The sequence below is a fragment of the Mesorhizobium sp. M7A.F.Ca.CA.002.04.1.1 genome (assembly GCF_004022805.1).
Taxonomy (GTDB): domain Bacteria; phylum Pseudomonadota; class Alphaproteobacteria; order Rhizobiales; family Rhizobiaceae; genus Mesorhizobium; species Mesorhizobium ciceri.
In genome coordinates this window covers 1-13,042 of sequence record NZ_RZPL01000066.1, presented here as the reverse complement: position 1 = coordinate 13,042, position 13,042 = coordinate 1, and the positions used below count along the sequence as shown (strand labels likewise).

Below are 13,042 nucleotides of genomic sequence, written 5' to 3'. Positions count from 1 at the left end.
CGCCGAAGGCGAGGAAAGTGCCGCCGCCACCGAAGCGCTGGCCAGCGGCTTCATCGCCCTGACCGGCGATCTGAAGGCCGGCGTCGATGCCTTCAAGGCCAAGCAGAAGCCGGCCTTTTCGAGATCCTAGAGCAAACATATGAACGCACCCCTGAAGATCGCCATGCCGGCCGAGGCGGCCGAAGCCCCGAAAGGCTACAAGCTGCTGATCAACGGCAAGCATGTCGATGCCCGCGACGGCCGCACGATTGCTCGAAACAGCCCCGGCCACGGCTTCACCGTCTCGCACTATGCGCAGGCCGGTGAGGCCGAAGTGGAAGCCGCTGTGCTTGCCGCCCACAGGGCTTTCGAAACGGGTCCATGGCCGCGCATGAAGGCGGCCGAACGTGCCGGGATCCTGCTCAAGGCAGCTGATCTGATCGAGGGCCGGCTGGAAGACATCGCCCGGCTCGACGCACTGGAATCGGGCAAACCGATCGCCCAGGCACGCGGCGAGATCGGCGGCGCCGTCGACATCTGGCGCTATGCCGCCTCGCTTGCCCGCACCCTGCATGGTGAAACCTACGCCAATCTCGGCGACGCCATGCTGGGTGTCGTCCTGCGCGAACCGATCGGCGTCGTCTCGATCATCACCCCGTGGAATTTCCCGTTCCTGATCGTCAGCCAGAAACTGCCCTTCGCGCTCGCCGCCGGCTGCACGGCGGTGGTCAAGCCGAGCGAAATGACCTCGGCCTCGACCTTCGTGCTCGGCGACATCCTGATGCAGGCCGGCCTGCCCGCCGGCGTCGTCAATATCCTGGCCGGACTTGGCGCCGATGTCGGTGCGCCGATGGTCAGCCACCCGCTGGTCGAAATGGTCTCGTTCACCGGCTCCACCCGCGTCGGCAAGATGACGATGGCATCCGCCGCGCAGTCGCTGAAGAAAGTCTCGATGGAGCTCGGCGGCAAGAACGGCCAGATCGTCTTCCAGGACGCCGACCTCGAAGCGGCCGCCGATGCGGCGGTGTTCGGCGGCTTCTTCAATGCCGGCGAGTGCTGCAATGCCGGCAGCCGGCTGATCGTGCACGAGGCGATCGCCGACGATTTTCTCAGCGCCGTCAAGGCGCTTGCCGCCAGGGTCACGGTCGGCGATCCGCTCGATGACCAAACCAAGGTCGGCGCGATGATCTCGTCCGACCATTTGGCCAAGGTTGCCGGTTACGTTGCGGCAGCCGCGACCGAGGGCAGCAGCATCTACAGCGGAGGCAAGCAATTGGCCTCCAATATCGGTCAATACCTCGATCCCACCATCATCCGCGGCGTCACCGAGGACATGGCCATAGCGCGCGAGGAAGTGTTCGGCCCGGTGCTCTCGGTGCTGACTTTTGAATCGATTGAAAAGGCGTTGCACATCGCCAACAACACGCCCTATGGTTTGTCGGCAGGCGTGTGGAGCGCCAGCATCGACACTTGCATGTCGGTCGCGCGCGGCGTGCGTTCGGGAACCGTTTGGGTGAACACGTTCATGGAAGGTTATCCCGAGCTGCCTTTCGGAGGCTACAAGCAGTCCGGTCTCGGACGCGAACTCGGCAAACGCGCCGTCGAGGATTATACCGAGGAAAAGACAATCCAGTTTCATCGCGGCCAGCGCACCGGGTGGTGGGTCGGCTGAGTTGAGAAGAACCCGGCGGCATCCGCCGGTCGTGTAATGCAACAAGGGAGGAAGTACATGTTGCGCAAACTGCTTATCGGAACGGCTCTCGCGTCGGGCCTGGCTTTCGCGGCCCACGCCGAGGACGTCAAGGAAGTCCAGATGCTGCATTGGTGGACCTCGGGCGGCGAAGCGGCTGCTCTCAACGTCCTCAAGGGTGATCTGGCCAAGGAAGGCTATGCCTGGAAGGACGTGCCGGTGGCCGGCGGCGGCGGCGATGCCGCCATGACCGCGCTGAAGGCGATGGTCGCGGCCGGCAATTATCCGACCGCCTCGCAGATGCTCGGCTACACCGTGCTCGACTATGCAGCCGCCGGCGTCATGGGCGACCTGACCGAAACGGCGAAGAAGGAAGGCTGGGACAAGTCCGTTCCGGCAGCCCTGCAGAAGTTTTCGGTCTATGACGGCAAGTGGGTCGCGGCGCCGGTCAACGTTCACTCGGTCAACTGGCTGTGGATCAACAAGGCCGTCCTGGACAAGATCGGCGGCACCGAGCCGAAGACCTTCGACGACTTCGTTGCCCTGCTCGACAAGGCCAAGGCGGCAGGCGTGATCCCGCTCGCTCTCGGCGGCCAGAACTGGCAGGAAGCCACCATGTTCGACTCCGTCGTGCTGTCGACCGGCGGACCCGAGTTCTACAAGAAGGCCTTCAACGACCTCGATGACGAGTCCCTGAAGTCCGACACGATGAAGAAGTCGTTCGACAATCTGGCCAAGCTCGTCACCTATGTCGACCCCAACTTCTCGGGCCGCGACTGGAACCTTGCCACCGCCATGGTCATCAAGGGCGATGCCCTGGTGCAGGTCATGGGCGACTGGGCGAAGGGCGAGTTCCACGCCGCCAACAAGACCCCGGGCACCGACTTCCTGTGCTATCGCTTCCCGGGCACCGACGGCTCGGTGATCTACAACTCCGACATGTTCGGCATGTTCAATGTTCCCGACGACCGCAAGGCCGCCCAGGTCGCACTGGCCACCGCCACCCTGTCGAAGAGCTTCCAGTCGGCCTTCAACGTCGTCAAGGGTTCGGTTCCGGCCCGTACCGACGTTCCGGACACCGACTTCGACGCTTGCGGCAAGAAGGGCATCGCCGACCTGAAGGCAGCCAATGAAGGCGGCACGCTGTTCGGCTCGCTGGCCCAGGGTTATGGCGCGCCTCCGGCAGTCGCCAATGCCTACAAGGACGTCGTTTCGAAGTTCGTCCATGGTCAGATCAAGACCTCGGACGAAGCCGTGACCGAGCTGGTCAAGGCGATCGACGACGCCAAGTAAGCGCCACGCGCCAAAAACGCCTTCCCCGCTCCGGCGGGGAAGGCCCAGATCCGCGAACATAGATCCGCGAAGCTGGTTGGCCGCGAGTCGACGGGAGGAGCCCCATGAGCACGGTAGCGACAAGCCAGATCAAGCTGACGCCGGAGCATGCGCGGCCACGCGCCTCGGTGCGCTCGCGCCTGCAGGACGCATTGCCGAAGATCGTGCTGGCGCCGAGCTTCGCCATCACCATCGTCTTCGTCTACGGCTTCATCCTGTGGACGATCTATCTGTCCTTCACCAATTCCAAGACCTTCCCGTCCTATGTCCTAACCGGCTCGCGCGCCTATCAGCGGCTGTGGGGCTGGACCTTCGACACAGACCCGCCGTCGAGCTGGTACACGTCGATCACCAATATGGGTATTTTCGGTTTCCTCTACATCGCAATCTGCCTGGCGCTCGGCCTGTTCCTGGCCATCCTGCTCGACCAGAAGATCCGCGGCGAAGGCGTGTTGAGGCCGATCTATCTCTATCCGATGGCGCTGTCCTTCATCGTCACCGGCGTCGCCTGGAAATGGTTCCTCGATCCCGGCCTCGGTCTCGAGCAGACCTTGCATCAATGGGGTTGGACGAGCTTCCATTTCGACTGGATCAAGAATAAGGATTTCGTCATCTACACGGTGGTCATTGCCGGCGTCTGGCAGGCCTCCGGCTTCATCATGGCGATGTTCCTGGCCGGCCTGCGCGGCATCGACGGCGAGATCATGAAGGCGGCGCAGATCGACGGCGCCACCAACTTCCAGCTCTATCGCCGCATCGTCATCCCGCTGCTGCGGCCGATCTTCCTGTCGGCCTTCATCGTGCTCGCGCACCTCGCCATCAAGTCCTACGATCTCGTGGTCGCACTGACCAGCGGCGGGCCCGGCGGCTCGGCGTGGCTGCCGTCCAACTTCATGTATGAGTACACGTTCAAGCGCAACGAAATGGCCGTCGGCTCGGCCAGTGCGGTGATCATGCTGATGACCATCGTCGCCATCATCGTGCCCTATCTCTATTCGGAACTGCGGGAGAAGCCGCGATGAGCGCCGTCACCACTCCCGCCCGCCAGGCCTCCGGCGGCGTCAACGTCAAGACCCTCAACCGCATCGTCATCTACGGGCTGCTGGCGCTGTTTGCGCTGTTTTACCTGATGCCGCTGTTCGTCATGCTGGTGACCTCGTTCAAGACCATGGACGAGATCCAGAACGGCAACATGCTGGCGCTGCCCAAGGCGCCGACCTTCGACCCGTGGCTGAAGGCGTGGGGCGAGACCTGCGTCGGCCTCACCTGCGCCGGCATCAAGGGCTATTTCTGGAACTCCATCAAGATGGTGGTTCCGGCCGTTCTGATCTCGACCATGCTGGGCGCGCTGAACGGCTACGTGCTGACGAAATGGCGTTTCCGCGGCGCAACGCTGGTGTTCGGGCTGATGCTGTTTGCCTGCTTCATTCCGTTCCAGTCGGTGCTGTTGCCGATGGCGACCATCCTCGGCAGCCTCGGCCGCTTCGGCGTCACACTGCAGAACTCGGTCGGAACGAGCTTCGGTCTCGGCAACCCGACGGTCAACCTGGTCTTCGTCCACGTCGTCTACGGCATCGGCTTCACCACGCTGTTCTTCCGCAACTACTACGAGGCGTTTCCGACCGAACTGGTCAAGGCGGCACAGGTCGACGGCGCCTCCTTCTTCCAGATATTCCGCCGCATCATGCTGCCGAACTCGATGCCGATTTTCGTCGTCACCGTCATCTACCAGTTCACCAACATCTGGAACGACTTCCTGTTCGCCTCGGCTTACGCCGGCACCGGCGACGCGATGCCGATGACGGTGGCGCTCAACAACGTCGTCAACACCTCGACCGGCGTCGTCGAATACAACGTCAACATGGCCGCCGCGATGATCGCGGCACTGCCCACCCTTCTCGTCTATGTGCTCGCCGGCCGCTACTTCGTGCGCGGTCTCATGGCTGGCGCCGTCAAAGGATGATCTGATGGCTTTTCTGGAAATTGATGGTCTGAGAAAGCGCTTCGGCCAGGTCGAGATCCTGAAAGGGATCGATGTCGAGCTCGAGAAAGGCGGTTTCCTGGTGCTGGTCGGCCCTTCCGGCTGCGGCAAGTCCACTTTGCTCAACACCATCGCCGGCCTGGAGACGATCACCTCGGGCGAAATCCGGGTCGACGGCCGCGCCATCAACGATCTGCACCCCTCCAAGCGCGACATCGCCATGGTGTTCCAGAGCTATGCGCTCTACCCGAACATGACGGTGGCCGGAAACATCTCCTTCGGCATGGAGATGCGCGGCGTGCCGGCGGCGGAGCGCCAGAAGGCGATCGACAAGGTGGCCAAGGTGCTGCAGATCGGCCACCTCTTGCAGCGCAAGCCGAGCCAGCTTTCGGGCGGCCAGCGCCAGCGCGTCGCCATGGGCCGGGCGCTGGTGCGCGACCCCAAACTGTTCCTTTTCGACGAGCCTTTGTCCAACCTCGACGCCAAGCTGCGCGTCGACATGCGCATCGAGATCAAGCGCCTGCATGCCACCACCGGCACCACCATCGTCTACGTCACCCACGACCAGATCGAGGCGATGACGCTGGCGACCAAGATCGCGGTCATGCGGGATGGCGAGGTGCAGCAGTTCGGCACGCCGGCCGAAATCTACAACAACCCGAGCAATCTCTTCGTCGCCGACTTCATGGGCTCGCCGGCGATGAACCTGATCCCGGCGACGATCGGTACGTCAGGCAATGCGTTGTCCGTCGTGCTGCAGCGCGAGGCGCGCGAGCCGATCAACCTGCCGATGGCCAATGCGCCGGCGGGCCTGTCGGCATTCCAGGGCAAGCCGATCATCTTCGGTGTCCGTCCCGAAGCCCTGACCGATCCGGAAGGTGCCGAGCGCAACGCCTCGCACATCGCAACCGCGGACTGTCACATCGAGGTCGTCGAGCCGGCAGGTTCGGACACCTTCGCCGTCACCAATCTCGGCGGCAAGGGCGTGGTGGCGCGGCTGCGCGCCGACGCCAACATTCAGCCGGGCACCAACACGCCGCTCGCCTTCAACCTGACAAAGGCGGTGTTCTTCGATCCGGCGACCGAGACCCGTATTCGCTAATGTATGTCGCCCAAAAGTGGATCCGGTTTTGGGGCAACGACATGCATCAAAACAAAAAACTAAAGCGCGTCGGGACGCGATTTAGGCCATGAGAAATCCGGACATCGTCATCATCGGCTCCGGCATCGGCGGCGCCACGATCGCTTCCGGCCTTGCCGGCAGCGGCGCCTCGATCTTGATGCTCGAGCGCGGCGAGCCGTTGCCGGCGACGCCGCACGCGCGCGACACGCGCTCGATCTTCGTCGACGGCCATTATAGGCCGAAGGAGATGTGGCGTGAGGCCGGCGGCGCCGCCTTCAACCCCGGCAATTATTATTATGTCGGCGGCAATTCGAAGTTCTATGGCGCGGTGCTGATCCGCTACCGCAAGGAAGATTTCGCCGCCATGGAGCACTTTGGCGGGGTCTCGCCGGCATGGCCGTTCTCCTATGAGGAATTCGAGCCCTGGTATTCGAAAGCCGAACAGCTGTTTCGCGTGCGCGGTGCACTGGGCGAGGATCCGACCGAGCCGTTCCATTCGATCCCCTACGCCTACAAGCCGGTGCCCGACGAGGCGCCGATCGCCCGCGCCCGCGCCGAGCTGAAAAACCTCGGCCTGCATCCGGCCTCGCTGCCGCTCGGCGTCGACATCGACACCTGGCTGAAAGAGGGCAAGACCGGCTGGGACGCGTTTCCCAACACCGGCCAGGGCAAGGTCGACGCGCAGACAGGACCGCTGACGGCGGCCCTGAAGGACACCAACATCCGGCTCGAGACCGGCTGTTATGTCGAGTACCTGGAGGCATCGACCGACGGCAAAACCATTGCTGCCATCCACTATCGGCAGAATGGTGAGCTGAAAAAGGTGGCGCCGAAACTGGTCATCCTCTCCGCTGGCGCGGTCAATTCCGCCGTCATCCTGCTGCGCTCGCCTTCGGCCGATGGCAATGGTCTTGCCAACCGCTCCGATCAGGTCGGGCGCAATTTCATGAACCACAATTCCAGCGCCATGCTGGCGATCGATCCGCGCCGCCGCAACGATGCCGTCTACCAGAAGACGCTGATGCTCAACGACTACTATCTGTCCGACGGCAAGGGCGGTAAGCCGCTGGGGAACGTCCAACTGCTCGGCAAGATCGACGGCAACATGCTGCGGGCCAATGTCAAGTACACGCCGGGATTCGCGCTCGACTTCATGGCCGGCCACGCCGTCGACTGGTACCTGATGTGCGAAGACCTGCCCGACCCGGAAAGCCGCATCATGGTCGACGGCAAGGACATCGTCATGCAGTGGCGGCGCTCCAACATGCAGTCGCTCGACGGGCTGAACAAGGTAATGCGCGAAAACTTCCGCGCCTGCGGCTATCCCATCGTGCTGTCGCGCCCCTTCGACAAGCGCACGCCGTCGCATCAATGCGGCACGATCAAGATGGGCGACGATCCGGCGACGGCGGCGCTCGACCCCTACTGCCGCTCCTTCGACCACCGGAACCTGTTCGTCGTCGACGCCGGTTTCCTGCCGAACTCGGCGGCGGTCAACCCAGCGCTGTCGATTGCAGCCCAAGCGCTGCGCGTTGCTGACCACATCCGCAAGACGGACCTCGCCGCATGACCCGCCCCGCCGCTATCGTCACCGGCGGCGCGCGCGGCATCGGCCTCGCCTGCGCCCAGGCACTGGCGGATGCCGGCTTCGATATTCTGGTCGCCGACCTTGCCGAAACAGCCGCCGACGGACTTGCCCCCGACATCGCCAAGCGTGGCGCAAAATTCGCCTATGTCAGGTGCGACATCGCGGACCTCGACACCCATACAGCACTTGTCGATGCCGCGATGCGCGCCTTCGGCCGCATCGACTGCCTGGTCAACAATGCCGGCGTCGGCGCCGTGGTGCGCGGTGACCTCTTGGACCTCAAGCCGGAGAATTTCGACCGCACGCTGGGCATCAACCTGCGCGGCACCGTCTTCCTCAGCCAGGCTGTCGCCAAGGCGATGCTGGCTGCGCCAGGCGATCAGAGATCCATCATCACCATCACCTCGGTCAGTGCTGAAATGGCGTCGCCGGAACGGCCGGACTACTGCATCTCGAAGGCCGGGCTTTCGATGTGGGTGAAGAACCTGGCGTTGCGGCTTGCGCCTGAAAACATCGGCGTCTTCGAAGTCCGGCCCGGCATCATCCGCACCGACATGACCTCAGGCGTGACCGCCAAATATGACGCCCTTATCGACGGCGGCCTGGTTCCGGCCAAACGCTGGGGCGAAGCATCGGACATCGGCGCGGTGGTGGCGACGCTCGCCGGCGGCAAGCTCGGCTTTTCGACCGGCTCGATCATCAATGTCGACGGCGCGCTCTCGGTGCCACGGCTATGAATGGATCAGGAAATGACTGACTATATCATCGTGGGCGCCGGTCCTGCCGGCTGCGTTATGGCCAACCGGCTGAGCGAAGATCCCAGCAATTCGGTCCTGCTGCTGGAAGCCGGCGGCAAGGACTGGCACCCCTACATCCACATGCCGGCGGGCTTCGCCAAGATGACCAAAGGCATTGCTTCCTGGGGTTGGTCGACCGTGCCGCAAAAGCACATGAAGGACCGCGTCTTCTGGTACACGCAGGCCAAGGTCGTCGGCGGCGGCTCGTCCATCAACGCGCAGATCTACACGCGCGGCAATGCCCGCGACTACGACGCCTGGGAGAAGGAAGAAGGCCTCGCCGGCTGGGGCTATCGCGACGTGCTGCCCTATTTCAAGCGCGCCGAAAACAACCAGCGCTACGCCAACGACTTTCATGGCGACCAGGGCCCGCTCGGCGTGTCCAACCCGATTTCGCCGCTGCCTATCTGCGAGGCCTATTTCCGTGCCGGCCAGGAGATGGGCATCCCCTTCAACCCGGACTTCAACGGCGCTGCCCAGGAAGGCGTCGGCTACTACCAGTTGACCCAGAAGGATGCCCGACGCTCCTCCGCCTCGGTCGCTTATTTGAAGCCGATCCGCAGCCGCAAGAACCTGACCCTCCGAACCGATGTGCTGGTGACGCGCATCGTCGTCGAGAACGGTCGCGCTATCGGCGTCGAGGTGGTCGACAGGCCGGGCGGCGACAAGAAAATCCTGCGCGCCGAGCGCGAGGTGATCGTCTCGTCCGGCGCCATCGGCTCGCCGAAGCTCCTGATGCAGTCGGGGATCGGCCCCGCAGACCATCTGAAGTCAGTCGGCGTCACGCCGGTGCATGACCTGCCCGGCGTCGGCTCCAACATGCAGGACCATCTCGATTTGTTCGTCATCGCCGAATGCACCGGCGATCACACCTATGACAACTACGCCAAGCTGCACCGCACGGCCTGGGCCGGTCTGCAATATCTGCTGCTGAAGAAAGGCCCGGTGGCCTCCAGCCTGTTCGAGACCGGCGGCTTCTGGTACGCCGACCCGACCGCCGCCTCGCCCGACATTCAGTTCCATCTCGGCTTGGGATCCGGCATCGAGGCCGGCGTCGAGAAGCTGAACAATCCAGGTGTCACCCTGAACTCGGCCTTCCTGCGGCCGCGCTCACGCGGCACGGTGCGGCTGAAGAGTGCCGACCCGTCCGACCACCCGCTGATCGATCCGAACTACTGGTCCGATCCCTATGACCGCGCCATGTCGATCAAGGGGCTGCGACTGGCGCGCCAGATCATGCGACAGAAGGCGCTTGCCCCTTACGTGCTGCGCGAAGTGCTGCCCGGGCCGTCGCTCGCCAGCGACGACGAGCTGTTCGACTATGCCTGCCGCACCTCCAAAACCGACCATCACCCGGTTGGCACCTGCCGCATGGGCCATGACGACATGGCCGTGGTGACACCGGATCTGCGGTTGCGCGGCATCGAGGGCCTGCGCGTTTGCGACGCCTCGGTGATGCCGCGCGTGCCTTCATCCAACACCAATGCGCCGACAATGATGGTCGGTGAAAAAGGAGCCGATCTGGTCCTCGGCCGCGAGCCGCTGCCGCCGGCGGTGTTTTCCGGAAACCGGGCTGCTTAGCCGCTGAGGAGCAAGACATGATCAGGCACTGTGTTTTCGCTAGATTTCGCAATGATGTCGCCGCTACCGAGCGCACGGCGGTCCATGCCGATCTCGAGGCGCTGCGACAGCTGATCGACGGCATGGACGCCGTAAAATTCAGCGCCAATGTCAGCCCCGAGCCGTTCGCACGCGGCTTCACCCATGGCTTCACCATCGACTTCCGCGATGCTGCCGCGCGCGATGCCTATCTTGCGCATGAAGCGCACCAGCGCGCCGGCGCACGCCTGGTCGCTGCCCTGGAAGGCGGCACGGACGGGCTGATGGTGTTTGATCTCGAAATCTAGACTCACCATCAAGCCACGATCGAGTTCATCGACAGATGGCACCGGTCGCTCCTCATCGCACCTCAGGGGCGTTCGATCAAATGAGCCGCGCGAAAAAGTGACCACCGGTCTTCCCTGAACTGGCTGATAATTCCTCACATCGATGATGGTGGAGGAGGAAGATTTGCCCCTTAATTCGCAGCAGAAGAAGACCGTCCTCGCCTCGTTCCTGGGCTGGACGCTCGATGCTTTCGATTTCTTCCTTCTGACATTCCTGCTCACCGATATCGCGACCGAATTCCACGCCGACGTGCCCGCGGTCTCCAAGGCGCTGTTCCTGACCTTGGCCACACGCTTCATCGGCGCGTTCTTCTTCGGCATGCTTGCCGACAAGTACGGGCGCAAGCCGATCCTCATGCTCAACATCGTGAGCTATTCGGTGATCGGCGCGCTGGCCGCCTTCTCACCCAATCTCGGCATCTTCCTCGCCCTGCGCGCGCTGTTCGGCATCGCCATGGGCGGCGAATGGGGGCTTGGCAGTTCGCTGGCCATGGAATCCATTCCGCCGAGCGCACGCGGCATGGTCTCCGGCATCCTGCAATGCGGCTATCCGGCCGGCTATCTGCTGGCGGCGGTGGTCTATGGCCTGCTCTATCAGCAGACGATCGGCGGCTACACGATCGGCTGGCGCGCCATGTTCCTGCTCAGCTTCGTGCCGGCGCTGATTGTGCTCTTCATCCGCTCGCATGTGCCGGAATCGCCGGCCTTCGTCGAAGCGCAGAAGACGGCTCGACCGGGCATGTGGGAAACCCTGCAGAAACACTGGGGTGTCGCGCTCTATGCCGTCGTGCTGATGATGTTCTTCAATTTCTTCAGTCATGGCACGCAGGACCTCTACCCGACCTTCCTGAAGAAGCAGCACGGCTTCGATCCGCATACGGTGAGCTGGATCACCATCGTCGCCAATATCGGCGCCATCGTCGGCGGCCTGGCATTCGGCGCGCTGTCCGAAAAGATCGGCCGCGTCAACGCCATCACGCTGGCCTGCCTGATCGCCTTGCCGTCGATCCCGCTATGGGCCTACTCGACCACGCCGTTCATGCTCGCCATCGGCGCCTTCGTCATGCAGGTCGCGGTCCAGGGCGCCTGGGGCGTCATCCCCGTGCACCTCAACGAGCTTTCGCCCGGGGCGGTGCGGGCGACCTTGCCCGGCTTTATCTATCAGGCGGGCAATCTCGCCGCGTCCTATGGCGGCCCCTATCAGGCAGGAATCGCGGAAAGCGCCGGAGGCAGCTATGGCTATGCCCTGGCGCTGTTCGCAGGCGTGGTCGCCATCTGCATCATCGTCGTCATCCGTTTCAGTCCGGAACGACGTGGCCAGTTGATGACCGTACTCAATTAGGGTCGAAATCAGCCGAGCCTGAGCGCAACGACACCGGCGACGATGCTGAGCGCGGCGGCACCGCGCCAGCCGGTCATTTTTTCGCCGAGAGCGAAGACCGAGATCATCATGGCAAACAGGATCGAGGTTTCGCGCAGCGAGGCCACGGAGGCGATCGGCGCCTTGGTCATCGCCCACATGACGATCCAGTAGGCGGCGCCGCTGAGCACGCCCGTGAACAGCCCTGCCTTCCAGTCGCGCGCCAACACCGGCAGCGCCTTCGGCCCGCGGAAGATGAGGCACAGCACCAAGGCGCCAAAAGCATCGCAGATGAACAGCCAGGCTGCATAGCTCTGCGCGGTTGCCGCCAGCCGTGCGCCGCTGCCGTCGGACAGCGTGTAACTGGCAATGAAGATGGAAGTGCCCAGTGCGAAGCCAACCGCGCGCAGATTGAGTTTTTCCAGATGTGCGCCGCCACGAAACGACATCACCAGCGTGCCGGCCGACAACAGGAAGATGCCGAGCATGGCGAACGGGCCGGGAATCTCGGCAACGACGAACATGCCGCCAAAGGCCGAGAGCAGAGGTGCGGTGCCCCGCGCCAGCGGATAAGTCTGGGCGAAATCGCCGGCCTTGTAGGCGCCGATCAGGAAGGTGCGGTAGCCCATGTGGAAAATGACGGAGGCGATGATGTAGGGCCACACCTCCGCCTTCGGCACTTCGACGAAGGGCAGCACCACGAGTGCCGCCGCGCCCATGCCGAGCGTCATCAGCGTGATCGACAGGAAGCGGTCGAGATGGACCTTGACCAGCGCGTTCCAGATCGCGTGCATGGCGGCGGCGGCAAGCACTGCGAAAAAGACGAAAAGCGTCATGTGGCAATGCCGGGCGTTTCCAGGTCGATGTCGACCCGCAACGGAAAATGATCCGACGCAACCTCGTCGATATCGGCACAGATCGAACGCACCCGCCCGGCGAACATGCCGCCGACGAAGCAATGGTCGAGCCGGCGCTTTGCCAATCTGCCGTCGATGGTCTTCACATGGGTGTGGAAGTCCGGAACTGGCTCCCCGGCAACGGCGGCGGCATCGACGAAACCGCTGAGATAGGCGGCACCCCGATGGTAGGGCGTGCTGCCGACGATGCGGCGATATTCGGCGCTGCCCGGCTCCATGTTGAAATCGCCCATCCAGATCGCCGCCAGCGGGTTTTCCGGCTCCGCTTCGCCGCTGGTCCAGTTGCGCGTGGGCTCGTCGTCGACGCCGCTCCACGGCCCGCCGTCGGA

12 protein-coding genes and 1 pseudogene are annotated in these 13,042 nt (G+C 63.5%); 11 read left to right on the top strand and 2 right to left on the bottom strand.

The window, feature by feature from the left end; all coding sequences use genetic code 11:
• The 11 genes and pseudogenes from ENZ75_RS35720 to ENZ75_RS05815 form a co-directional block, all read left to right on the top strand.
• A pseudogene (locus ENZ75_RS35720) lies at positions 1-130 on the top strand (enoyl-CoA hydratase/isomerase family protein); the annotation flags it as partial.
• Between the two features lie 9 nt (positions 131-139).
• The gene (locus ENZ75_RS05865; RefSeq protein ID WP_063168955.1) at positions 140-1,651 is read left to right on the top strand and encodes an aldehyde dehydrogenase family protein; all 1,512 of its coding nucleotides are present in this window, start codon (positions 140-142) and stop codon (positions 1,649-1,651) included.
• A gap of 57 nt (positions 1,652-1,708) precedes the next feature.
• Positions 1,709-2,962 (top strand): ABC transporter substrate-binding protein, encoded by a 1,254-nt coding sequence (locus tag ENZ75_RS05860; RefSeq protein WP_013529701.1) that lies wholly within the window; start codon positions 1,709-1,711, stop codon positions 2,960-2,962.
• Between the two features lie 104 nt (positions 2,963-3,066).
• Positions 3,067-4,023: a sugar ABC transporter permease gene (locus ENZ75_RS05855; protein ID WP_063168956.1), complete on the top strand. Its 957-nt coding sequence runs from the start codon at positions 3,067-3,069 to the stop codon at positions 4,021-4,023.
• On the top strand, positions 4,020-4,964 hold the full coding sequence (locus tag ENZ75_RS05850; protein ID WP_027161386.1) for a carbohydrate ABC transporter permease: 945 nt from the start codon (positions 4,020-4,022) through the stop codon (positions 4,962-4,964). Before ENZ75_RS05855 ends, ENZ75_RS05850 begins: the two co-directional genes overlap by 4 nt.
• A 4-nt stretch (positions 4,965-4,968) precedes the next feature.
• Positions 4,969-6,084 carry an ABC transporter ATP-binding protein gene (locus ENZ75_RS05845; RefSeq protein WP_013529698.1) on the top strand — a complete coding sequence of 372 codons (1,116 nt, stop codon included), beginning with the start codon at positions 4,969-4,971 and terminating at the stop codon, positions 6,082-6,084.
• An 88-nt stretch (positions 6,085-6,172) separates the two neighbouring features.
• Positions 6,173-7,675: a GMC family oxidoreductase gene (locus tag ENZ75_RS05835; protein ID WP_063168957.1), complete on the top strand. Its 1,503-nt coding sequence runs from the start codon at positions 6,173-6,175 to the stop codon at positions 7,673-7,675.
• A complete protein-coding gene (locus ENZ75_RS05830; RefSeq protein WP_013529695.1) occupies positions 7,672-8,430 on the top strand; it encodes a 3-ketoacyl-ACP reductase in 759 nt (252 codons plus the stop codon). Before ENZ75_RS05835 ends, ENZ75_RS05830 begins: the two co-directional genes overlap by 4 nt.
• A gap of 12 nt (positions 8,431-8,442) precedes the next feature.
• A complete protein-coding gene (locus tag ENZ75_RS05825; protein ID WP_063170331.1) occupies positions 8,443-10,071 on the top strand; it encodes a GMC family oxidoreductase N-terminal domain-containing protein in 1,629 nt (542 codons plus the stop codon).
• Positions 10,072-10,088: 17 nt separating this feature from the next.
• Positions 10,089-10,397: a Dabb family protein gene (locus ENZ75_RS05820; RefSeq protein ID WP_063168958.1), complete on the top strand. Its 309-nt coding sequence runs from the start codon at positions 10,089-10,091 to the stop codon at positions 10,395-10,397.
• 163 nt (positions 10,398-10,560) lie between these two features.
• Positions 10,561-11,778 (top strand): MFS transporter, encoded by a 1,218-nt coding sequence (locus ENZ75_RS05815; protein ID WP_024502755.1) that lies wholly within the window; start codon positions 10,561-10,563, stop codon positions 11,776-11,778.
• A gap of 8 nt (positions 11,779-11,786) precedes the next feature.
• On the opposite strand, the gene ENZ75_RS05810 is transcribed toward ENZ75_RS05815, so the two are convergent.
• Both ENZ75_RS05810 and ENZ75_RS05805 read right to left on the bottom strand, forming a co-directional pair.
• Entirely contained in the window at positions 11,787-12,632 is an 846-nt protein-coding gene (locus ENZ75_RS05810; RefSeq protein ID WP_013529691.1) for an EamA family transporter, read from the bottom strand.
• On the bottom strand, positions 12,629-13,042 hold a 414-nt coding region (locus ENZ75_RS05805; protein ID WP_348630603.1), incomplete at its 5' end, for an endonuclease/exonuclease/phosphatase family protein. The genes ENZ75_RS05810 and ENZ75_RS05805, both read right to left, overlap by 4 nt.

What these genes read in the sequence shown, in the direction of transcription:
- ENZ75_RS05850 (WP_027161386.1), top strand. Translation starts at nt 4,020, where the DNA reads ATGAGCGCCGTCACCACTCCCGCCCGCCAGGCCTCCGGCGGCGTCAAC.
- ENZ75_RS05855 (WP_063168956.1), top strand. Translation starts at nt 3,067, where the DNA reads ATGAGCACGGTAGCGACAAGCCAGATCAAGCTGACGCCGGAGCATGCG.
- ENZ75_RS05820 (WP_063168958.1), top strand. Translation starts at nt 10,089, where the DNA reads ATGATCAGGCACTGTGTTTTCGCTAGATTTCGCAATGATGTCGCCGCT.
- ENZ75_RS05860 (WP_013529701.1), top strand. Translation starts at nt 1,709, where the DNA reads ATGTTGCGCAAACTGCTTATCGGAACGGCTCTCGCGTCGGGCCTGGCT.
- ENZ75_RS05835 (WP_063168957.1), top strand. Translation starts at nt 6,173, where the DNA reads ATGAGAAATCCGGACATCGTCATCATCGGCTCCGGCATCGGCGGCGCC.
- ENZ75_RS05810 (WP_013529691.1), bottom strand. Translation starts at nt 12,632, where the DNA reads ATGACGCTTTTCGTCTTTTTCGCAGTGCTTGCCGCCGCCGCCATGCAC.
- ENZ75_RS05825 (WP_063170331.1), top strand. Translation starts at nt 8,443, where the DNA reads ATGACTGACTATATCATCGTGGGCGCCGGTCCTGCCGGCTGCGTTATG.
- ENZ75_RS05830 (WP_013529695.1), top strand. Translation starts at nt 7,672, where the DNA reads ATGACCCGCCCCGCCGCTATCGTCACCGGCGGCGCGCGCGGCATCGGC.
- ENZ75_RS05845 (WP_013529698.1), top strand. Translation starts at nt 4,969, where the DNA reads ATGGCTTTTCTGGAAATTGATGGTCTGAGAAAGCGCTTCGGCCAGGTC.
- ENZ75_RS05865 (WP_063168955.1), top strand. Translation starts at nt 140, where the DNA reads ATGAACGCACCCCTGAAGATCGCCATGCCGGCCGAGGCGGCCGAAGCC.